Annotated in this window: 20 protein-coding genes; 13 read left to right on the forward strand and 7 right to left on the reverse strand. The window is 50.6% G+C overall.

The annotated features are described in order from the left end of the window. Positions 1-22: 22 nt before the first annotated feature. The 7 genes from VF724_RS05245 to VF724_RS05275 all read right to left on the reverse strand — a co-directional run bounded on the left by VF724_RS05245 (position 23) and on the right by VF724_RS05275 (position 10,082). Positions 23-1,987, reverse strand: coding sequence for a glycoside hydrolase family 15 protein (locus tag VF724_RS05245; RefSeq protein WP_371753170.1), 1,965 nt, complete (start codon positions 1,985-1,987; stop codon positions 23-25). Positions 1,988-2,124: 137 nt separating this feature from the next. After that, a complete protein-coding gene (locus VF724_RS05250; protein WP_371753171.1) occupies positions 2,125-3,342 on the reverse strand; it encodes a glycosyltransferase family 4 protein in 1,218 nt (405 codons plus the stop codon). Positions 3,343-3,395: 53 nt separating this feature from the next. Beyond that, complete coding sequence (locus VF724_RS05255) at positions 3,396-3,926, reverse strand: hypothetical protein (RefSeq protein ID WP_371753172.1); 531 nt, start codon at positions 3,924-3,926, stop codon at positions 3,396-3,398. Next, complete coding sequence (locus tag VF724_RS05260; protein ID WP_371753173.1) at positions 3,923-4,123, reverse strand: hypothetical protein; 201 nt, start codon at positions 4,121-4,123, stop codon at positions 3,923-3,925. The genes VF724_RS05255 and VF724_RS05260 overlap by 4 nt, the downstream gene beginning before the upstream one ends. A 59-nt stretch (positions 4,124-4,182) precedes the next feature. Continuing rightward, positions 4,183-6,582, reverse strand: a complete 2,400-nt coding sequence (locus tag VF724_RS05265; protein ID WP_371753174.1) for a sugar phosphate nucleotidyltransferase — start codon at positions 6,580-6,582, stop codon at positions 4,183-4,185. A 52-nt stretch (positions 6,583-6,634) separates the two neighbouring features. Next, the gene (locus tag VF724_RS05270; RefSeq protein ID WP_371753175.1) at positions 6,635-9,547 is read right to left on the reverse strand and encodes a 1,4-alpha-glucan branching protein domain-containing protein; all 2,913 of its coding nucleotides are present in this window, start codon (positions 9,545-9,547) and stop codon (positions 6,635-6,637) included. A gap of 13 nt (positions 9,548-9,560) precedes the next feature. Beyond that, positions 9,561-10,082 (reverse strand): DUF4912 domain-containing protein, encoded by a 522-nt coding sequence (locus VF724_RS05275; protein ID WP_371753176.1) that lies wholly within the window; start codon positions 10,080-10,082, stop codon positions 9,561-9,563. A 460-nt stretch (positions 10,083-10,542) separates the two neighbouring features. On the opposite strand from VF724_RS05275, the gene VF724_RS05280 reads away from it, so the two are divergent. From VF724_RS05280 to VF724_RS05340, 13 genes are all read left to right on the forward strand, one after another. Further along, a complete protein-coding gene (locus VF724_RS05280; RefSeq protein ID WP_371753177.1) occupies positions 10,543-11,280 on the forward strand; it encodes an HAD family hydrolase in 738 nt (245 codons plus the stop codon). Positions 11,281-11,610: 330 nt separating this feature from the next. Beyond that, positions 11,611-12,834: an ABC transporter substrate-binding protein gene (locus tag VF724_RS05285; RefSeq protein ID WP_371753178.1), complete on the forward strand. Its 1,224-nt coding sequence runs from the start codon at positions 11,611-11,613 to the stop codon at positions 12,832-12,834. 99 nt (positions 12,835-12,933) lie between these two features. Further along, on the forward strand, positions 12,934-13,809 hold the full coding sequence (locus tag VF724_RS05290; protein ID WP_371753179.1) for a branched-chain amino acid ABC transporter permease: 876 nt from the start codon (positions 12,934-12,936) through the stop codon (positions 13,807-13,809). A gap of 13 nt (positions 13,810-13,822) precedes the next feature. Further along, positions 13,823-14,773 carry a branched-chain amino acid ABC transporter permease gene (locus VF724_RS05295; RefSeq protein ID WP_371753180.1) on the forward strand — a complete coding sequence of 317 codons (951 nt, stop codon included), beginning with the start codon at positions 13,823-13,825 and terminating at the stop codon, positions 14,771-14,773. Continuing rightward, positions 14,763-15,551: an ABC transporter ATP-binding protein gene (locus tag VF724_RS05300; RefSeq protein WP_371753181.1), complete on the forward strand. Its 789-nt coding sequence runs from the start codon at positions 14,763-14,765 to the stop codon at positions 15,549-15,551. The genes VF724_RS05295 and VF724_RS05300 overlap by 11 nt, the downstream gene beginning before the upstream one ends. Continuing rightward, positions 15,544-16,251 carry an ABC transporter ATP-binding protein gene (locus tag VF724_RS05305; protein WP_371753182.1) on the forward strand — a complete coding sequence of 236 codons (708 nt, stop codon included), beginning with the start codon at positions 15,544-15,546 and terminating at the stop codon, positions 16,249-16,251. Before VF724_RS05300 ends, VF724_RS05305 begins: the two co-directional genes overlap by 8 nt. Positions 16,252-16,320: 69 nt before the next feature. Further along, a complete protein-coding gene (locus VF724_RS05310) occupies positions 16,321-16,584 on the forward strand; it encodes an ATP-binding cassette domain-containing protein (RefSeq protein ID WP_371753183.1) in 264 nt (87 codons plus the stop codon). Continuing rightward, positions 16,581-16,709, forward strand: coding sequence for a hypothetical protein (locus VF724_RS05315; RefSeq protein WP_371753184.1), 129 nt, complete (start codon positions 16,581-16,583; stop codon positions 16,707-16,709). The genes VF724_RS05310 and VF724_RS05315 overlap by 4 nt, the downstream gene beginning before the upstream one ends. Before the next feature lie 187 nt (positions 16,710-16,896). Further along, a complete protein-coding gene (locus tag VF724_RS05320; RefSeq protein WP_371753185.1) occupies positions 16,897-17,307 on the forward strand; it encodes a hypothetical protein in 411 nt (136 codons plus the stop codon). 299 nt (positions 17,308-17,606) lie between these two features. Continuing rightward, the gene (locus tag VF724_RS05325) at positions 17,607-19,070 is read left to right on the forward strand and encodes a class II fumarate hydratase (protein WP_371753186.1); all 1,464 of its coding nucleotides are present in this window, start codon (positions 17,607-17,609) and stop codon (positions 19,068-19,070) included. 147 nt (positions 19,071-19,217) lie between these two features. Beyond that, positions 19,218-19,463: a hypothetical protein gene (locus tag VF724_RS05330; RefSeq protein WP_371753187.1), complete on the forward strand. Its 246-nt coding sequence runs from the start codon at positions 19,218-19,220 to the stop codon at positions 19,461-19,463. An 83-nt stretch (positions 19,464-19,546) separates the two neighbouring features. Next, positions 19,547-19,792 (forward strand): spore germination protein, encoded by a 246-nt coding sequence (locus VF724_RS05335; RefSeq protein ID WP_371753188.1) that lies wholly within the window; start codon positions 19,547-19,549, stop codon positions 19,790-19,792. Between the two features lie 15 nt (positions 19,793-19,807). Continuing rightward, the gene (locus VF724_RS05340) at positions 19,808-20,299 is read left to right on the forward strand and encodes a hypothetical protein (protein ID WP_371753189.1); all 492 of its coding nucleotides are present in this window, start codon (positions 19,808-19,810) and stop codon (positions 20,297-20,299) included. Position 20,300: the final 1 nt, after the last annotated feature.

The raw sequence follows: 20,300 nt of genomic DNA on the forward strand, positions 1-20,300 counted from the left end.
CACGCGGTCTAGGTTGGAAAGTTTACTTACCGGCCAATTCTTCATACTTGCTGATGTATTTGGCCACGGCCAGCACGAAGGTGGCGTGCGACCAAGTGAGCGGGGCGACGGAGAGGGGGCTGCCGTCAAACGGGTCAAGCTGCTCCGGCAGGACGCCGCTTTCCAGGGTATGGCGGACCACCCACTCCAGAGTCGATTTTGGCGAAGCTAAATCGGCAAGGGTTTGGGCCACCTCGATTTCCCATTCGGCATACCAAAGGGTGCAGATGATCCAGGGATTTCCGGGTATTCGTTCCGTGTCCGCGGAGCGCTGAAAATAATAGTCCCGTTTGTAGCGGGCAATGCCTCCGACCGGTGTTTGGACGGACAATTGCTCCTTGATCGAATGCATCGTGCGGATCACGCGTTCGTCATCAGCCGGCAGAACACCGAATTCGAAGATGCCGTACACGCTGCTTTCCGGGGTGAAATCCTTCACCCATTTTCCGTCCTCCTGAAACAGGCCGCGTATGAATCTGCCTTTTTGTTCATCCCATAGATGCTTGAGGATTCCGTTCTTAATGCGTTCGGCGGCATGCCGGTACCTTTCGCTGCGCTCTTCATCGCCGAACAGGCTGCAGAAGTTGGAGGCGGCGGACAGTCCTCCGTACACGGCCGAAGCGGTGAATGTATAGATGCCGCAGCGCTCCTCCCAAAGATCGTAGCTCGCTTTGGGAAGATCCAGTTCTGGTTCCATATAATTTTTCAGAAATTTGGCCGCTTTGCGGATCAGACTGCTGTACAGCGATTGCGCCATTTCAATGTTTCCTGACAGCAAACAGTACTGCCACATCGAGAACAGCACGAGTCCGGTCTCGTCCTCTTGGATCGGGAGTTGTTCTTTTCCTCCCGAGAAATAAGGATGCCAGCTGGAGCCGACGGTACCGTCCGGATTGTATTTGTGCTGCAAATATCCTCCCGGAGACAGCACATCCGAGCAAAACCGGAAAAACGGCGCGATCGTTGCCGAATATCCTGCCATCGACATGGCATAAGCGATTAATGCACCGTCTCTCGGCCACATATAGCTGTAATGGTCTCGGTTGTAATTGAGGATATCGGTGTCGTTGGCGGCGAGAATGGCTCCCCGGTTGTCGGTTTGCGTCCGCACGATCAACAGGCTCTGCTTGAACAGGTTGATCACACTTTCGCCAAGGTCGCCGTAGTTTCGCTCGTTTTTGTTGACCCAGCGCTGCCAGTAGATTTTGACCCGATCGATCAATTTTCCGGGGTTGCTTTCCCGCACATACAGATCCAGTTTTTTGACGGCCTCCAGCGTTTCCGCGACGCTCATCCAATAGTAGGCCGCCCGGTCCTCCAAAGGACCGATTTGCAGACGAAAGCCGATGGTGCTGTCCACCGAACCTTGGGCAATGGCATTGCTCATCAAGTGACCGTCCTCCGCATCCTTCCAAGTGCCCTCCGCATGATGGAATCTTTTGACCCCGGTCGTAAACTGATCGATTCCTTTTCCGCCCGCCGTGCCGTTAAACATGAAGTAGCGGTTTCTTTTGTAATGGAATACCGTATTGTTCTCGGGATAGTATACCGCCGTATCGCCGACTTCGCTTTCGTTAATGGACAGGTCTTGGCTGAAAAACAGGCGGATTTCCCGTTCCTTCCGCTGATGGTTGGTGACGATCACCCGTTTGAGGTAAATATTGTCCCGCTGATGGACGGCATCGTTCACGATCAGGGAAATTTCCATGCCGGAATGGTACAGCCGGACCTGCGTCACAAGCGAATCCTGAATATAGGATGCATTGACTTCCCAGCTTTCGTCGCTTAACCAGGCGAATTCCCCTTCGGCCCAAACCCCCACCCTGCAGGGATGTCCGGCAACATGATTCAATTGTCCGACATAAGGGTAGTATACGTCTCTGATAAAGGAATAGCGGTCGAGGTTGATAAGCATATTTCCGTTTCCGATAGATAATTGTCTCGGCATTATGATCACTTCCTTGTTTAGGCATCGCGATGAAATAACTTCCACTAAATTGGTGGCAAAGATCAATTAAACCGCTTGAACCTTTGCCGCCAAAAGTGGAACTAATTCCATCGCGAGCCCTTAGTCGTTCCGTTTGCTTATTGTGCTTTTAATACCTCCCCGTAAAGGCGGGCGGTTGCTTCCGCGATGCTTTGCCAGTTGAAATGTTCGATGATCTCCCGCTTGGCTTCCACCGTCAGGCGTTGAGCCTTCTCCGGATCGTTCAGCAGCGCGAGGATCTGCTCCGCCAACGCTTGAGGGCTTCCAGGTGCTGCCGTTAAACCTGTCTCATTGTGCCGCACGATTTCCGGCAAGCCGCCTGTTTCAGAGGCTACGACGGGAATACCGGCGGCCATCGCTTCAAGTGCGGCAATACCGAAAGGCTCGTACAGGCTGGGTACGACACATACATCGGCAGCGGACAAGAGGAAACGGCGCATTCGGTCGCTGATGCGGCCCGTAAAGAAGACGCGGTCTTTGGCAAGCCTTTGGGCCGACGCGATCAGGGCTTCCCGCTTCGGACCGTCCCCGACAATCCACAATCGTGTCTGCGGATACATGCGGAGAATTGCGGGCATTGCCTCTATCAGGTTATGAATGCCCTTTTCATGGACAAGCCTGCCGACATACAGGATATCGATTCCTTTTACTTTGGCGTCAGGGCAAGTCCGCTGTGCGGCCAGAAGCTTTCTTTCACGATGCAGGCGTGTCGGAAAGCTCAGGTCTGCCGGGTCGAAGCCGTTGGGAAGAACGGACACTTTATGCGGAGGAGGCCGAAAAAGGCCGTTGACTTCTGCTTCCATTGCCCGGCTGCAGACAATAATGCGGTCGGCTGCTGTGCTCATTCGGAATTCTTTAGCATGGATGGTCTTTTGCAAATCCGTATCCAAACGGCCGAAGAATCTGCCGGCTTCCGTCGCATGCAGCGTGGCGATGATCGGAATACCGAGGAACTCGCCCATTTCTTCGGCGGAGTCATGCACCAGCCAGTCATGCGCATGGATAAGGTGAAACCGCATGCCATTGTTCCACAGCTTTAGTGTATGCTGCACGAAGCCGATATTCATCAACAGCACCCATTCGGCAAAAGCTTCGCGGCTGACTGCGGAATTCACCGATACTCTGTGCACATGAACGCGATCTGTATATTCATATTCAGGGACAAACCCTGCCGAACGGGTGATGACGTGGATTTCGTGGTTCAACTCGGCCAGATGAACGGCAAGCCCATGAACGGAACGGGAAAGTCCTCCGACAATCATCGGAGGATATTCCCATGTCAACATCAGAATCCGCAAGGATCGGTTCATCGGCATGCTGTACTGTCCTTTCTGGAGGAATAGGAAAGAGTATGCAAATACAAATCCGCTCAATGTTCCCCGTTCATATATAGGGTATAGGTCGAAAACCCGGGAAACGCCTCACCGGGTTCGATATCCTTGGCGTCGGAATTTGTGTGCGGCGTCCAACCGGAAATTCCGCTGAATAAGCTTTCGTTGTCCGCTGAGGCAACCGGGAATTCGCCGGCGCCTGTGAACGGGACGGAACGAATCAGCGGAAGGTATAAAAGATTCGCAGCCATCAAACCGTATTCAGCCAGATAAGTATACTCGCGTGCAAGCGGTCCGAGACGGCAGGAGATGAGCTCGCCCTGAGCCGAAGTTTCCGGAGACGGCGGAATCAGGGGAAGCCGTATGTCATGATACTTCCAACGGCTTGGATCTCGGTTGTTCGCCGAAAGTGTGCGATAGATGCGGAGAAGCTTGGGAAAATATTCCCAAGCCGTCCGATAGTGCCTGCTAATTATCCGCCGGGAAGGGGCGGAGACGGTCCAGACCGCCTCTGCGGAAGTCGGCGCGGTGAACCGGATTTGAAGCATATCCAAGGCATGAATGCTCATAGATCGTCTTCCGAAATGCCCGTTGTAATTTTGACGAATGCGTCATATTTATTGGCTGCTTCCTCAATCGTCCGGTAATCGTCCCTGGTAATGGCGTGGAACGTGCGCGTTTCGCCCGTATGGTAATGCGCGGTCAAATTCGAAGACTGATCGTCGTAATCGACGTAAATGATTTGTCTGGACTCCATCGGAATCATGGTGCTCACACCTCCTTTTTCGTAAAAGAGCTGATGATTCGGATTAGGCTTGCTTTCATTTAAAGACAGCTGATGATATGCTCCCGGTAGCTGTCGATCAGTTCTTTGGCGTATTCCGGCTGTTCGGAATGAGCAATCACCACGAATACGGGATCGTCGGTATCCGGCAGCAGCAGCACCCAGCCGCGGTCGTGATGAAATTTGATGCCGTCCAGCAGTTCCACCTGTTTCCCCTTGGTCAGCTCCATCATCATCCGCATGATTTTGCCCTTGGCTTCCCACGGGCATTCAATGTGCTCGCGGTACAGGGAAAAGCGGGGAATCCACTGCAGCCATTCGGCGAGCGAAACTCCGCTGTCGGCAATATGCCGGGCGATTAGACCGGCTGCGTAAATCGCATCGAATAATGGATGAAAATCAAGCTCGGGGGATACCTCCATGATCGCGCGCACATTTTCTTTGGTGCGCACGGTGCGGCTTCCGAGATTTTCGGAAATATATTCGATTATGTTCGGAGCGCTTACCGGAATTCCGATGCACTGGTTTTTGCGATATTGGAAAAAGGACATCAGCTTGATGATGGAAAGCTGATCTTCCTTGACGGGCTCGCCCAAATGCGTGAACAATTTCATATTTTTGCCGTCATGATCGATCATTATTCCTAAATCGGCCCGGTTCTCCTTGATGAAGCGGGATATGTCGTTCATAGTTTTTCCGGAAGCCGGCAACATAATCAATTGTGCGTTCAAATGCTCCATCATTTTGCCCAGCATCCGCCTGACCAGCGGATTGTGCGCGGCCGCGACCACTGTCAAACGGGAGCTTGAGCCGCCTTGGATTTCCATAAATAATTGCTGAAGATAAGCTCTGATGGCGGAATAATCGTTTTGGTTAACGCCCAATCCGGAAATCGGGGATCTGACGTAGTCTTCCTGCCAGAAGGCATTCTCCACCTTGCGCTCCAGCTTTTTGGCAATCGGAAGTCCTTGCTCGTCGTAGCATTCAAAACTGCAAATCTCCGTCCCGCTCTTGGCCGACATCTGTACATGGATGCCCCCTTGGGCCGATCCCCGGCGGATCGCGAAGCGGACCACCGGAGGCGTCGCTTCATCCAGATCAATGGTGTTTGCGCCCACGGACGCAAGACCTGACGCGATAACTTGTTTGATTAATTTGCCGTAAGGATGGGGGCAGGAACTGACGGTAAAGGTTTTTCCGACGCCCAGGGAGCCGTAAGCCTCTGCGAATTTGGCTGCAAATTCCGGAGTGATCTCAACGTTGGCAATCCCCGAAACGCCATTGGATTTATACAGCGTCCGGCTGGCTTGATCCCCCCAGATGAGCGAAGAATGAAGCAGTGTGTTTTCGCGAATTTGTTTATTGGGCCAAACCTTAACCTGCGGTTTAATTTGTGTTTTGGCACCGATCACACATTGGCTGCCGATGACCGAACCGTCGGAAAAATAAGAGTCGGGGTGGCATTGAATGCGGCTGCACAGGGTTGCTCCATTCAGTTCGTTCTTCTCTTTGATATGGTTCATATCCCACAAAATCGTTTGCTGGAGGGAACTGCCCTTGGAAATCCGGTTGTTTTTGCCGATCACGCAGTACGGTCCGATTTCGACGTCTTCTTCCAGCTGTGAATGATCTCCGATAAAGGCTGGTCCGATCCAACGGACTCCGGGATGGAGATCGACGTTCTCCCCGATAAAAATTCGCGGCTGCACTTCCCTGCCTTTAATGCGCACGTTCACCTTGCGATCCAGCATATCGAACTGGCTTTGGCGGTATTGCGTTAAATTTCCGATATCCGACCAATATCCTTCGCTGACGTGACCGTAAAGGGGGACGCCGTTTTTCAGCAGCTCGGGAAAAAGCTGATTGCTGAAATCATATTCACGATCGAAAGGAATAAAGTTCAAGACTTCCGGCTCCAATATATAAATGCCGGTATTGACGGTGTCGCTGAACACTTCGCTCCAGTCGGGCTTTTCAAGGAAACGGTTGACTTTGCCGTCTTCATCGGTCATCACGATCCCATATTCCAACGGTTCGTTTACATGGGAAAGCACCATGGTGGCCAGCGCATTTTTTCGTTCGTGCTCTTTAGCGGCCGTGCTCAGATCAAAGTCCGTCAGCGCATCTCCGCTGATCACAATGAAACGTTCATCGAGAAAGGCCTGCGCGTTTTTGATGCTGCCGGCTGTGCCCAGGGGAACCGTTTCTTCAAAGTAATGCAGCCGGACGGACCAGTCGCTCCCGTCCCCGAAATAGCTGCGGATGACTTCCGGCATGTACTGTACGGTTACGGCAATTTCGGTAATGTCATGATCCCGCAGCAGTTCAATGATGTATTCCATGCATGGACGATTTAACAAAGGAACCATCGGTTTGGGAAGATGGCAGGTGAGGGGACGCAGGCGGGTTCCTTTGCCCCCTGCCAGAATGACGGCTTTCAATGCTGATTCCCTCCTAGAAAATTAGTTTGACCCGGATGCCTGCAAATGTCGTTCATGATCGAATCAAGAGCGGTTCCGGAGTAAAGAAATACAGGTCATGAAAAATATCCTTCATTCTGGAGGCGATGATCTCCCAATTGTATTCGTTCTGCAGTTTTTGGTAAGCGGCCTCTGCCATCAGGCTTCCCAATTCGGGCTGGAGCAGAAGTTCGCTAATGTGCCAACTCAACGACTCGACATGCCCGGGCAACGCCTTATAGCCGTCCTTGCCGTGGTTGATGATTTCCGCCAAACCGCCGACATCGGAAACGACGACGGGTATGCGATGCTTCATGGCTTCCAAGGCCACAATGCCGAACGGTTCGTACAGGCTTGGAATGACGCAGAGATCGGCCGAAGCGTACAAGCTTTCCTTCAAGGCATTATCGACATATCCGACAAAAGCAACCCGGTCTCCAAGATGCTCCGCTTTGTGCATCAGTTCATTCTTCATCGGTCCCTCGCCGGCGATCACTAGTTTGGCGTTCGGGACTTGGGCAAGCACGCGCGGCATGGACTCGAGCAGAACCTGAACCCCTTTCTCAAACACCAGGCGTCCGATGAAAAAGATGACTTTTTCTTCCGCGCGGAACCATGGCAGGCGACCGGGCCTCGAAGACGTCGCGGATAACGGCTGTTTCAGCGCGATGCCGTTGGGGATGATCGTGATTTTATCCTCCGGCAGCCGGAAAATATTCGTTAGCTCCCGTTTCATATAATCGCTGCAAACAAACACACGTCTTGCTTCATAAGTCAGCTTCCATTCGATGCCGTGTATCTTGTGCTGCAGATCGGTATGCAAATTTCCTTGATTTCGTCCCCATTCCGTCGCATGAATGGTGGCGACCAGAGGGATTCCGTAGCTGTGCTTGATTTCTCTGGCCGCATGGTAAACCATCCAATCATGGGCATGGAGCAGGTCGATTCTGCCCCCGTGCTCTTTCCACTGCACCAAATGATCGACCATAGCGAGATTCATTTCGAACGTCCAGTGATAGAAATCGGTATCGCCGGAAGTGAGCAGGGGAAGGCGATGCACATACACGCCGTTCAGCCGTTCAAAGTCCGGCGAACCCCAATGCGAAGTGGTGACGACATGCACGATTTCGCCCTGCGCGGCCAACGCTTCCGCAAGCTCGCTGACGGCGCGGGATAAACCTCCCACATATTTGGGCGGGTATTCCCAAGCGAGCATGAACGTATTCGGGCGTTCCCCGGTTTCCTCAAGCAACTGCTTCCAGCGTTGAATATCGGGAACAATGGCGATCGGGGAAACCGCGACAAGCACCCGGTAATCCAGATAATCGACCTCCGTCAGGCAGTTATCTTTTGCCTCAAGCTCCCGCAGAAACCGTTCGTCGATGTGCTCTTGATCGATCATATTGCACAATTGATTGAAGCATCCGAGATGATCTTTGGTCCGGCGGACCGCATAGTCGACCACGGAGCCGGTATCCATGATGAAAGCCCAGTCGCTGCTTTGGGCCAGCATCAGTTCCCTGACGGCTTGGTTTAACGCTCTTTTCAGCAGAGAAGCCGGCATGGAATGCGTGCTAAGCAGATGCTGGTGCTTGGTCGCCAATTGAATCATTCGTTCCTCGGCCTGATGCAGGTGCCGGTAAATCCAGTCGTTGTTGCCCTGCAGCCATACTTCCGCTGAGTGGTTCCTGCCCCAGCTGGATTCATTGACAAAGCCCGTATCGGATAAGGGATATCTCTCCAAATATTCGGAAGGCGTGATCATGCGGATCTGATTTTGGTGATGATGGATTTTGCGGCTTAGAATCTCGATCCACATCGGTCCTTCATACCACCAGTGGCCGAATAATTCGGCATCGTAGGGGGATACGATGATCGGCGGCCGATCCAGCCGGGAATGCCAGGCTTCCGCTTGTTTTTGACGGTTGAATATAAAATTTCCGGCATGCATGGACGCTTTATTGCGCGCCCATTCCGGGTTGTACGGTTCGCGGTGCGCGCCGGGTCCCGTAATGCGGTAATATTTGATGCCGGTATTGATTCGTTCATGGGTCGGGAGCACGTAAGGACGGATATACTCCCATTCTTCGGGATCGTTCCAACCGAGATCCCAACCGATATCTCGGTAATATTCGCGGTAGTCGTAATCGCCGGGATATCCGAAATCCTTGCTCCAGACCTGCTCTGACGATTCGGGGTCCCTGGCAAAAACGGAAACTCCGTAGGGGGTCATCAACGGAGCATACAGCTCCCGGTTGGGTCGGGGGGTTGCATACTCGATGGCGGCAGCATCGGCAAAGAAATAGTCGATGCCCAGCGATTTCAGGATCCGGTCGATGCCATTCGTAAAGCCGCATTCCGGAAGCCATACTCCCCGCGGTTTTCTAGCGAAATACCGTTCGTATTCGCGTACGGCTGTCGCCAACTGTGCATAGATGGCTTCCTCGGTTTTCATCAGGGGCAAAAATCCGTGGCTTGCCGCGGAAGTAATAATCTCGATTTTCCCGATGTCTTGGAAATATTTGAACTTTGTGACGATGTTTCGGTCACAGGATGTATACAATACCTTCAAAATGCGAAGCCGTCCCGCGTACATTTCGGCGAGCGGAAGAAAGCGGCGGTCACCCCGCAGCCTTGATTTTTCCTTGTCTGCCAATTCGATCAGCCGTTCCAAATGTTTCAAATATCGATTTTGCATCAAGGGATCGCTGAACAAGGAAAGAAGCGTCGGGGAAAAGGAAAGGGTCATTCTGAAGTCCACACCGTCATTAAGGAGACGGTCGAATATATCGATCAACGGGAGATACGTTTCGGTCATCGCTTCGTGAAACCAGCGTTCTTCCATATAATCATCTCGGTCGTAATGACGGATATAGGGCAGATGGGCATGCAGAACGAGAGCAAGATACCCTTGAGGACCGGTTTTCGAATCGATTTGATTTTGCATATATTCGCCGACCTCACTTACTTTGGGAATAGGCATTAAAATTTTCAAAAAAATGCGGCCTGATTCTTTTGGACAGGGTCTGCTGACGAGCTTCCTCGACCACACTGACGATCGGCTCTCCCCATGTAGCCTTGAAGTTTCTCGGGGTGGCGGCAAAATTGGAGCGAAGAAGCGGAATGAACTGCCTTTCCAAGGTATAGGTTCCCATGTCGACGACGTAAGTGGCTCCGGAATTTACCCCGTGTATGTACCAGTTCACAGCTTCGGGAGTGAGTTCGATGTCCACATGGGAGTGGGCGTTGTTTCCGTTAAAATACACATGAGTCACATCATAAACGCGCAGGATTTTCGGCATCCCTCCCCAATCACATTGAAAATGATTCGATACGAGCCATCTTCTGCGATTACTGATTTCCCAGTAAACGTAAAGCGTGCGGGCATCGCGGACCATCAGCTGCAAAAGATCCTTATGGTAGCGGTCCGGCACCTCATAACCCGATGTTGGAATCGGAGCTTGTACTTGAGCGGTGTTCATTTCATTCTCCTTCCATCTGTTGGGAATTTGTTTGTTAATACGATACAAGTTACGATGGGTATTTGAGGATCATGAATATTTTTTCAGAAAAAATCATGAAAAAATTTTCACCGATCATCTTTTAGGACATTTATTAGCCTGAAATCAATCGGGTTGATTTATACATATGAGCGACCGCGGAAAAGTATGTAAGTTCCTGTTATTATCGCTGTTTTCAATGAATTTGAAATATTTCGTATTGGTCAAAAATATACGAGTATTACCCATTTTTAAATATTATGTAAATGTCTTGTTTTCAATAGGAAAACATTCCCTGATGAGGAATAACCAAAAGGATAGATTGGATTTTCGGCTATGTCCGAAAAAGAATCGTTTCGTCCGGGAATATCGTATACTATTGTATAATTCACAAAATCAGTCATAATTTGTTATGGCTAATTTCCATCAGGAGTGGAGGAAAATGAATACACAAACGATTCTGTTTGATTTGGATGATACACTGATTCACTGCAATAAATATTTTATTTCCGTAATCGAACGTTTTGCCCGGCTGATGGCGGAATGGTTCAAGGGATACCCGTTTACCGCCGAGGATTTCAAGCGAAAGCAATCCGAGCTGGATTTGGCTGGTGTGCACGTGCATGGATTCGTGAAAGACCGGTTTCCCCAATCCTTGGTTGAAACGTATGCGTATTTTTCCGAGCTCACCGGAAGAAAAAAGAGAGCCGAAGAAGAAAATTTCCTGTTCCGGCTGGGCTTGTCTGTTTATGAACAGGAGTACGAGCCGTATCCGTTTATGTCCGAAACTTTGGATCATTTGAAAAATCAGGGGCATGAGCTTTGTCTATATACGGGAGGAGATCAGGCGGTACAAACCTTCAAAGTGCGGCAGATGAATCTGGAATCCTATTTTGAAGACCGGATCTTCATCAGTCCTCATAAAACGACGGATGTTTTGGAAGGCGTCCTGAAAACAATGGATCTTGAACGCAGCTTGACATGGATGATCGGCAATTCCGCCCGAACGGACATTATCCCTGCACTGGAAGCTGGAATCAACGCCATCCATATTCCTGCGAGCAAGGAATGGGAGTATAATTCCGTGGAGATCAACATTGAGCCCCGCGGCGTTTTCAAAAAGCTTCCTTCTCTTAAGCACGTGCCCCCAACCATCCGAAATCACATTTCCGGCAAATGAATTCAATCGGATGCCTAAGTCTAGCGGTAATATGTCAAGTCCCTGAATCATGAAAATTGGAAATTTATTGATAAAAAAACCGAAAAATCGGGGCTTTGCCAACAATCTGGAGGGGCGCAAGCCCTTCTTTTTTCTTTATTCAAGGAGGCTTGTAGGAATACGTAGGATTTCATAGGATTTCGTAGGCAGGATGTTAAGATGCGAATATCATTTGTACAATAATACAATAAAGTGTTTACAGTGCGGTTTATATGACATTTAGCAGCGTTTTTTAGTGCGGTTTTTCTATGAAAATATAAATATATAAAAACTGCAAAAGGGTGAGTATGAATGAAGAAGATTATCGGAAGTAAAGTTTCGTATCTGCTGGTAAGCCTGACTTTATTTGTGGGACTGCTCGCAGGATGCGGAGGATCCGGCAATTCGGATGGGGGCGCAAGCAATCAACCAGGAGGATCCGGCGGCTCAGGCGGGGGAGAGTCCATTAAAATCGGTGCCAACTTGGAGCTTTCAGGCGCGGTTGCCTCTTATGGACAGTCGATTGCCGAAGGGATAGACCTTGCGGTTGAAGAGATCAACAAAGGCGGCGGCATTGACGGCAAGAAGCTGGAAATCATTAAAGTGGACAACAAGTCCGACGCGGCGGAGGCAACCAATGCGGCGATCAAGCTGACCAGCCAGGATAAGGTTTCCGCCATTATCGGCGCTGCAACGAGCGGAGACACGGTGGCTCAGGTTCAGGTGGTAACGGATAACCATACCGTGCTGCTGACTCCTTCCGGAACAAGTCCGATTGTAACAGTGGGACAGGATGGGAAAGTAAATGACTACGTCTTCCGTACCTGCTTTATCGATCCGTTCCAAGGCAATGTTGCCGCCAACTTTGCAGCCAAAGAACTGAAGGTGACGAAGGCTGCAATTTTTGCCGACAGCGCCAGCGATTATGCGAAAGGCCTGGCTGTTTCGTTTAAAGACACCTTTACCAAAGCCGGAGGCAGCATCGTATCCGAAGAAGCCTATGTCGCCAAGGATACCGACTTCCGCGCTACATTGACCCGCATCAAAGCAGCGAATCCGGAGTTTATCTTCATTCCGGGATATTATGAAGAAGTTGGCTTGATCATCAAGCAAGCGCGCGAGCTCGGCATTACGGTTCCGTTCATGGGCGGCGACGGTTGGGATTCTCCGAAGCTGGTGGAACTGGCCGGTGCTGCTGCATTGAACAATACCTATATCACCAACCACTATTCCTCCGAGGATCCGGACAAGACGATTCAAACTTTCGTAACAGCATTCAAAGGCAAGTATAACGGGAAATCCCCGGACGCATTCAATGCTCTCGGTTACGATTCGGTCTATCTGTTGGCTGACGGTATCAAGCGTGCGGGCTCGGCCGATGGTGCCAAGATCAAGGATGCTTTGGCGCAAACCAAGGATTTGGCTCTTGTTTCCGGTAAGATTACGATTGACCAGCAGCACAATCCGGCTAAAACTGCGACTGTATTGGAATATAAAGATGGAAAGCAAGTATTTAAGACAAAGGTTAATCCTTAAAGCCGCAGCAGGGAGATGGGGGGGGAGATCCTCCTCATCTCTTTTTTTTGGGTGGATAAAGCTGGAAGTAAATAGTACTGGAAGGAGAGATAGAAATTTATGGATTGGATTCAGCAGATTGTCAACGGCATTTCTCTTGGCAGCATTTATGCCTTAATAGCGCTGGGCTATACGATGGTATATGGAATTATCAAACTAATCAATTTTGCTCATGGCGATGTTTTTATGGTCGGCGCATTTGTCGGTTTTTACGCAATTGAGAGCTGGAAGCTAAGCTTTATCCCGGCACTGCTAGTTGCGATGGGCATAAGCGCGGTCCTTGGAGTGGTCATTGAAAGAGTCGCATACAAAAGACTGCGAAATGCAACCAGAATTGCCGCATTAATAACGGCAATCGGGGTTTCGCTGTTTATCGAATACGGAACCATCTATATTCGCGGGGCGCAGCCGGAAGCCTTTCCCAGTGTATTGCCGGATCAAATCTTCAAAGTTTTTGGCGCCTCGATCAGCAGTCAGTCGATATTTATACTCCTTATTTCCATCATTTTAATGCTCATTCTGCAATTTATCGTCCATCGGACCAAAATCGGCAAGGCCATGCGGGCGGTTTCCTATGACGCGGAAGCGGCTCGTTTGATGGGGATCAATGTGGATCGGACGATCTCCGCCACATTTGCCATCGGTTCCGCATTGGCGGGGGCGGCCGGGGTCGCTTTCGGGGTATACTATACCAAAATCGAACCGCTCATGGGGGTCATCCCCGGTTTGAAGGCTTTTGTAGCAGCTGTTCTGGGAGGCATCGGGATTATCCCCGGGGCGATGATCGGCGGTCTCGTTCTCGGAATCGTAGAAACGATGGTAAGCGCTTTCGGTTATTCCCCGTGGAGGGATGCCGCAGCATTTGTCATTCTAATCTTGATCCTTATTTTTAGGCCGTCCGGTATTTTGGGGAAAAATACCCGCGAGAAAGTGTAGGTGATGCAGGCATATGAAAAAAATAATGGGATTTTCGATATTTGTCCTTTTATCCGCAGTCAGCTATGGAATTGTGCAATCGCTCATAAGCGCCGGAATGTTGAATCAATTTTATTCGAATACACTCATATTCATTGCGATCAACGTTATTTTGGCAGCCAGTCTGCATCTGGTTATCGGCATTACAGGCCAATTCTCTATTGGACATGCCGGATTTTTAGCCGTAGGTGCATATATTTCCGCCATTTTCACGATGAAATTGCATCTTCCGTTTGTTCCGGCGCTGGCAGCAGGGGGAATTGTCGCGGCATTGGCGGGTTTGCTTGTCGGGATTCCCAGCTTGCGCTTGAAAGGCGATTATTTGGCGATTGCCACTTTGGGTTTCGCGGAAATTATTCGGGTCGTGTTTCTGAATATTGATTATGTCGGAGGCGCGGCCGGAATGCAGGTCTCTCATTTCACGAGCTGGTCGTACGCCTTCGTGAGTCTTTTTGTCACTTTGCTGGTCATCATGAATTTTACGAATTCAACGCACGGCCGGGCCTGTATCGCGATCCGTGAAAATGAAATTGCCGCCGATGCCATGGGGATCAATACCACCTATTACAAAGTGGTTGCTTTTGCGATCGGATCCTTTTTTGCGGGGATTGCCGGAGGGCTGTATGCCCATAACTTTTATATCATTCAGCCGTCGAACTTTGGCTTTTTGAAATCCTTCGACATTTTGATCTTTGTGGTTCTTGGAGGACTGGGAAGCTTGTCGGGAGCCGTCTTTGCGGCGATCTTGATGACGATTGTCTCCACCTTCCTGCAGGGCTATCCGGAAACGAGGATGATCATTTACAGCGTCGTGCTGGTGATCGTCATGCTGTACCGCCCGCAGGGATTGATGGGAACCAAAGAAATTACCGCTTATCTGGGCAAGTGGACGGGTGCGAAAGGGGAAGACGCGTATGGGAAATAAAGCCTTGCTTCATGTCAAGGATGCGGGTATCCATTTCGGCGGATTGAAGGCCTTATCGGGATTAAACATGGAAATCGAACAAGGAGAACTGGTTGGATTGATTGGACCGAACGGCGCCGGCAAAACCACTTGCTTTAATCTGCTTACCGGCGTATACACACCGACTGAAGGAGAGATCCTGTTCGAGGGCAAACGCCTGAATGGCCTGGCTCCCTACCAGATTACGCGCAGGGGAATCAGCCGGACCTTCCAAAACATCCGTCTGTTCAATGAGCTTTCCGTATTGGACAACGTCAAGGCAGCCTATCATTCGTTGGCGAAGCACTCCATTGCCAGTTCGATTCTGCGTCTTGCCTCGCATTTTGCGGGAGAGAAAGAAATGGAAGACAAAGCGCTGCAGTTTCTGCGGATTTTCCAATTGGAAACCTATAAAGACGAGAAAGCGAAAAACCTGCCCTATGGGCAGCAGCGGAGGCTGGAAATCGCCAGAGCGCTGGCCGCCGGTCCCAAGCTGCTGCTGCTGGATGAGCCGGCGGCCGGGATGAATCCGCAAGAGACAATTAAGCTCATGGAACTGATCGCCTTTATCCGAAAGGAGTTCAAGCTGACGATTTTGCTGATTGAGCATGACATGAAGCTGGTGATGGGGATCTGCGAGAGGATTTATGTTTTGGATCACGGACAACTCATTGCCCAAGGAACACCGGAGGAAATCCGCAACCATCCGAAGGTTATCGAGGCCTACCTGGGAGAGGAGGTTAAGAGTGCCCATGCTTAAGGTGGATCAAATTGATGTATATTACGGAAATATACAAGCCCTCAAAGGGGTCTCTCTGGATGTTCATCAGGGGGAGATCGTGACCTTGATCGGGGCCAACGGCGCAGGCAAAAGCACACTTCTTAAAACGCTGTCCGGATTGCTGAAGCCTAAGCAGGGGGTTATCCAATATATGGGGGAATCCATTTCCGGCAAGCCCGCTCAAGAGATTGTCAATGCGGGAATTTCCCATGTGCCGGAAGGCCGCCGAGTGTTTGCCAACATGTCTGTCGAAGAAAATCTCGAATTGGGCGCCTTTGCCAGAAAGGATTCGAGAGGCATTCGTGAGGATTTGCATATGGTATATGAGCTCTTCCCGCGACTGCTTGAGCGTCGAAAACAGCTGTCCGGCACACTTTCCGGCGGTGAACAGCAGATGCTGGCCATGGGACGGGCGCTCATGGCGCGTCCGAAGCTCCTTTTGATGGATGAGCCCTCCATGGGGCTTGCACCGCTGCTGGTGAAGACCATTTTTCAGATTATTGAAGAAATCAACCGAAACGGCACAACGATTCTGTTGGTTGAACAAAATGCCAACATGGCTTTATCCATTGCCAACCGGGCGTATGTCATTGAAACGGGAAGTGTCGTGATCTCCGGAACGGCGGAAGAGCTGCAGGCCAGCGAACAAGTGAAAATGGCCTATCTTGGCGGTCATTAGCTTTGTAAACACGGGTGCCGGTGTGCTATTCTACGATTGTGGGAATAAATTCCGGAGAGGTGCCCGAATTTGCAGAAGCGTGGTGTCGACATACTCGATGTCAATATTCGAAGCGCTGGCTATGAAACTGGCGCAGGGATCATCAAGAATATCGCCTTTCGCATTCAAGCGGGAGAATGGGTTGGACTGATCGGCCCGAACGGTGCAGGCAAAAGCACGACGATCAAGTCCATATTGGGTCTGCTGAAGCAAGTGGACGGAGATATCCGGTTTACCGGCGAGAAAAAAATTATGCCTATATTCCCGAACGTCCTATATATTTCGATGAAATGACGCTGTGGGAGCATCTGGAGCTGGCTGCCGCGGCTTTTCAGATGGAGCGGGAAGCTTATTCAGGCAGGGCGGAGCAGCTTTTGCGGCAATTTCGTTTGTGGGAGGTCAGGCATCCGTGCAGTTGATTTTGTCGATGGCCTGGATGGGGATTGTGTGGCCCTTGTTCGCGGGCAGACTGTATTGGAACGCAGTGCAGATGATCAGCTACTTCGGCTTCGTATATTTTTATAAAATGAATGATATGATGTGTAAGCAAATGCTGGAATCGCGCTGGGAGAGGTTCCGGCTTTTTTTGCAAAAATGCTGTTTTCCATGATCTCGGGCTTGTTATTTCTGAAGTTAAGCTATGCGGTTGGCGGAAATGCGCCGGTCATGGCCGGATTGGCGTCGGCAGCGGCCTTCACCGGTTTGGGATGGATGATGCGGAGATGGAGGGCAGATACAGGTCTGATTGAACGCAAACCCGCCTTCCGGTTCAACCGTCCGCTGATTTTTCGCGACTCGGCGCCGCTTTTTCGCAGCAGGACCTCTGTGCATGTGCTGACGGAGCACGGGATCAAGACGCTTTTACGGAGATGGAAATACGTCAAATTTCTTTTGCAGCTCACCTCGATCGGTGTCATCATGCTGTTGATGCTTCCGTTCTGGTGGGGAATTCCTGTCTTTATATTGATGGGAGCGGCCGGCGCTTACTTCGGTTCGCGGATGATGACGTCTTTCTAGGGGTCTGTTCGACGGAATGATTTTCGTGAATTTTTATTAAAGATCTGTTGCGTAAGCGGAGTATTGGGAAGATGCCGGAAGAGCGACTTTGGCTTTGAGTTTCAACCATCGATAGCCCATTCATAATAGAAACTCAAAACAACTGAGCTCGAAGGCATTTTCCAATACGCAGCTGGAAGCGGCAATCAAATGAATACACATGGATTAAAAATTCACAATCTTGATTTCGTCGGACAGACTCCTAGTCTGCTCGCCGCGCCGCGGCAGAATGGAAGTGAAGCGCCCATGACATACTAGTCATGACAATGACAATGGGGGCGTTAACCATCGGATATTTGCAAAAGAGTCCGGAGGCGGGTAATCCGCATCATTTTGAAGGAGGACGTTTTCGCGTTTCCGCAGATTCTCTCGGGGAGGTCAGAATTCCCGCAGGAGCGTACTATGGTCCGCAAACCCGCCGAGCGGTGGAAAATTTTCCGATCAGCGGACTGAGATTGCCAAGGCGTTTTATTCGAGCGCAAGCGCTGATCAAGGCATCTGCGGCAGCGGTGCATATGCGTCTGGGCGAGCTGGACGGACGAATCGGCAGCGCCATCGTGCGGGCAGCCGAGGAAGTGGTGGAGGGGAAGTGGGATGATCAATTTGTGGTCGATGTCTATCAGGCAGGCGCGGGAACTTCTCAGAACATGAACGCCAACGAGGTGATTGCGAACCGCGCTTTGGAACTGCTGGGGGAACCGTTCGACAACAAAAAGGTCATCCATCCGAATGACCACGTCAACCGGGGCCAATCGACGAACGATACGATTCCGACTGCCATTTACATATCGGCCTATGAGTCACTGCGGGAAGAATTATTTCCCGCCTTGGACCGATTGTTCGGGGCGCTGTACGATAAGGGGAAGGAATTCGATCCGATTCTGAAATCGGGAAGAACCCATCTTCAGGACGCCGTTCCGCTTCGGCTCGGCCAGGAGTTTATGGGATATGCCTATACAGTCAAAGACGCAGCGGCCGCCCTGGAACGCGCTTCACAAAGGCTGCTGGAAATCGGCATCGGCGGCAATGCTGTAGGTACGGGTGTGAATACCCGCCCAGAATACATCCCCATGATGCTGGAGGAGCTCAGCAGGCGGACCGGCGTTCAGTGGAGGGAGCCGTCCGACCGCTTTGCCTTTATGCAGAATCCGTCGGCAGCGTTGGCCGTCAGCGGACACGTGCGCGAATTGGCCGTGCATTTGATCAAAATTTCGAGCGATCTTCGGCTGTTGAGCTCGGGGCCGAATACGGGCCTGGCGGAAATTCGGCTGCCCGCAGTGCAGCCCGGCTCATCGATCATGCCCGGCAAGGTCAATCCTGTTATTCCGGAAATGCTGTATATGGTTTGCTGCCAAGTCATCGGCAACGATACGGCGATTCAAACCGCAATGGCAGGCAGCCAGCTGGAAATCAATGTGATGATGCCGGTCATCACCCATAGCCTGCTCCAATCGATTTCGATCATGTCCAACGCCGTGCAGGTATTCGTCGACAAATGTGTCGTCGGCATTACTGCCGATTCAGAGCGCTGCGCTTATTGGGCGGACCGCAGCCTTGCGATGGTCACACTTTTGAATCCTCTGATCGGTTACGATCGCGCGGCGGAAATCGCCCGCCGCTCCTTGGAAACCGGGCGTTCGATCAAAGATTTGGTTGCTGCTGGGGGACTCGTCCCGCAGGAACAATGGGACGAATTGATTTTGAATTCGACGGGGAAAAGCTGATCCAACGCTGGAATCCGTCCGAATCCTTCGGCGCAAGACGTTTATCTGAATAAGGATTGCAGCCCGTTGCCGGCGCATCCTCCAGAGCATACACCAACCCAGGGTTAGCTGCATAGGCTAATGTATACTGATGCAGGAGTGGGGAATATGGTAGTTACGATAAATTTGGCGGCGGTCAACATCAATGCGCAAAATACGAACACCACTTTGTCCGTGGGGGAAAACGCCATGGCGGCATGGATGTCGCATAATAAGCAGAATTACGGAAACGGGCAATATATGGGGAACCAGGTGACACCGAACAATCTGATTGTGATCGCCGATAATGACGTGGTGGATATGCCGGTCAACGATAATGACAATGCGCCGGTTGTTCAGAACCAGCAGTTCTGATTTTCTTGGCTAATGGTCGTTGAAACTCACGAAAGCCAGTCTACCGCATAAATTAATGTAGATCAGGACTGGGGTGACGTATTATGGCGGTAATCATCAACATGATCGCAATCAATGTCAATTCCCAGACTACCAACTCTGCGGTTGCAATAGGGGAAAACGAACAGGCCGCCTGGACCTCCCATAATAAAAGCAATTTCGGTAATGGAGTGTTCGTCGGTAATACACTTGCGCCCAACAACATCATCATTATTTCCGATAACGATATCATCGATATGCCGGTGAACGACAACGACTTCGTGCCATCCGGGCAGAATCAGCAGGCGTAAAGGGGTCGATGCGGAGTGGGGAACAAAGCGGTGGTCATATTCAACAAGCTGGATGTAACGAACATCGATAACAATTCGGGTATTTTCATCGGAAATAATTATGCCAACGGCTGGAATACATTTATGAAAACCAACAATGGATTCGGCCATTCGGGAGACCACAGCATTATATCCTACAACAGAAGCGCAGTGATTGATAACGACATGATCGATGCGCCTATGACCAATTACAGCATGATGGTGGACCGGAGGCAGTATGAAAGAAATCATACCTTTGTCCATTTGGATTCCATTGAAGTAAATAACATGGATATGAATTCTTCCGTTTCCGTCGGCGAAACCAACCAAAATGAATGGGGAAATTTCGAAAAGAATAATTTTGGCAACGGAAGATTCGTCGGAAACTCGATCATTCCAAACAACAAAAGTATTATTAAAGACAATGATATTGTGGATAATCCGGTGGAGGACTATGAACATTTCGCTCCGGCCGGTTCCACATTTTAAA

The organism is Ferviditalea candida, assembly GCF_035282765.1.
Lineage (GTDB): Bacteria > Bacillota > Bacilli > Paenibacillales > KCTC-25726 > Ferviditalea > Ferviditalea candida.

Coding starts and splice junctions, on each gene's coding strand:
- VF724_RS05280 (WP_371753177.1), top strand. CDS start 10,543: ATGAATACACAAACGATTCTGTTTGATTTGGATGATACACTGATTCAC.
- VF724_RS05245 (WP_371753170.1), bottom strand. CDS start 1,987: ATGCCGAGACAATTATCTATCGGAAACGGAAATATGCTTATCAACCTC.
- VF724_RS05305 (WP_371753182.1), top strand. CDS start 15,544: ATGCTTAAGGTGGATCAAATTGATGTATATTACGGAAATATACAAGCC.
- VF724_RS05295 (WP_371753180.1), top strand. CDS start 13,823: ATGAAAAAAATAATGGGATTTTCGATATTTGTCCTTTTATCCGCAGTC.
- VF724_RS05250 (WP_371753171.1), bottom strand. CDS start 3,342: ATGCCGATGAACCGATCCTTGCGGATTCTGATGTTGACATGGGAATAT.
- VF724_RS05270 (WP_371753175.1), bottom strand. CDS start 9,547: ATGCAAAATCAAATCGATTCGAAAACCGGTCCTCAAGGGTATCTTGCT.
- VF724_RS05320 (WP_371753185.1), top strand. CDS start 16,897: ATGATCTCGGGCTTGTTATTTCTGAAGTTAAGCTATGCGGTTGGCGGA.
- VF724_RS05335 (WP_371753188.1), top strand. CDS start 19,547: ATGGCGGTAATCATCAACATGATCGCAATCAATGTCAATTCCCAGACT.
- VF724_RS05315 (WP_371753184.1), top strand. CDS start 16,581: ATGACGCTGTGGGAGCATCTGGAGCTGGCTGCCGCGGCTTTTCAGATG.
- VF724_RS05290 (WP_371753179.1), top strand. CDS start 12,934: ATGGATTGGATTCAGCAGATTGTCAACGGCATTTCTCTTGGCAGCATT.
- VF724_RS05325 (WP_371753186.1), top strand. CDS start 17,607: ATGACAATGACAATGGGGGCGTTAACCATCGGATATTTGCAAAAGAGT.
- VF724_RS05255 (WP_371753172.1), bottom strand. CDS start 3,926: ATGAGCATTCATGCCTTGGATATGCTTCAAATCCGGTTCACCGCGCCG.
- VF724_RS05300 (WP_371753181.1), top strand. CDS start 14,763: ATGGGAAATAAAGCCTTGCTTCATGTCAAGGATGCGGGTATCCATTTC.
- VF724_RS05275 (WP_371753176.1), bottom strand. CDS start 10,082: ATGAACACCGCTCAAGTACAAGCTCCGATTCCAACATCGGGTTATGAG.
- VF724_RS05285 (WP_371753178.1), top strand. CDS start 11,611: ATGAAGAAGATTATCGGAAGTAAAGTTTCGTATCTGCTGGTAAGCCTG.
- VF724_RS05330 (WP_371753187.1), top strand. CDS start 19,218: ATGGTAGTTACGATAAATTTGGCGGCGGTCAACATCAATGCGCAAAAT.
- VF724_RS05260 (WP_371753173.1), bottom strand. CDS start 4,123: ATGATTCCGATGGAGTCCAGACAAATCATTTACGTCGATTACGACGAT.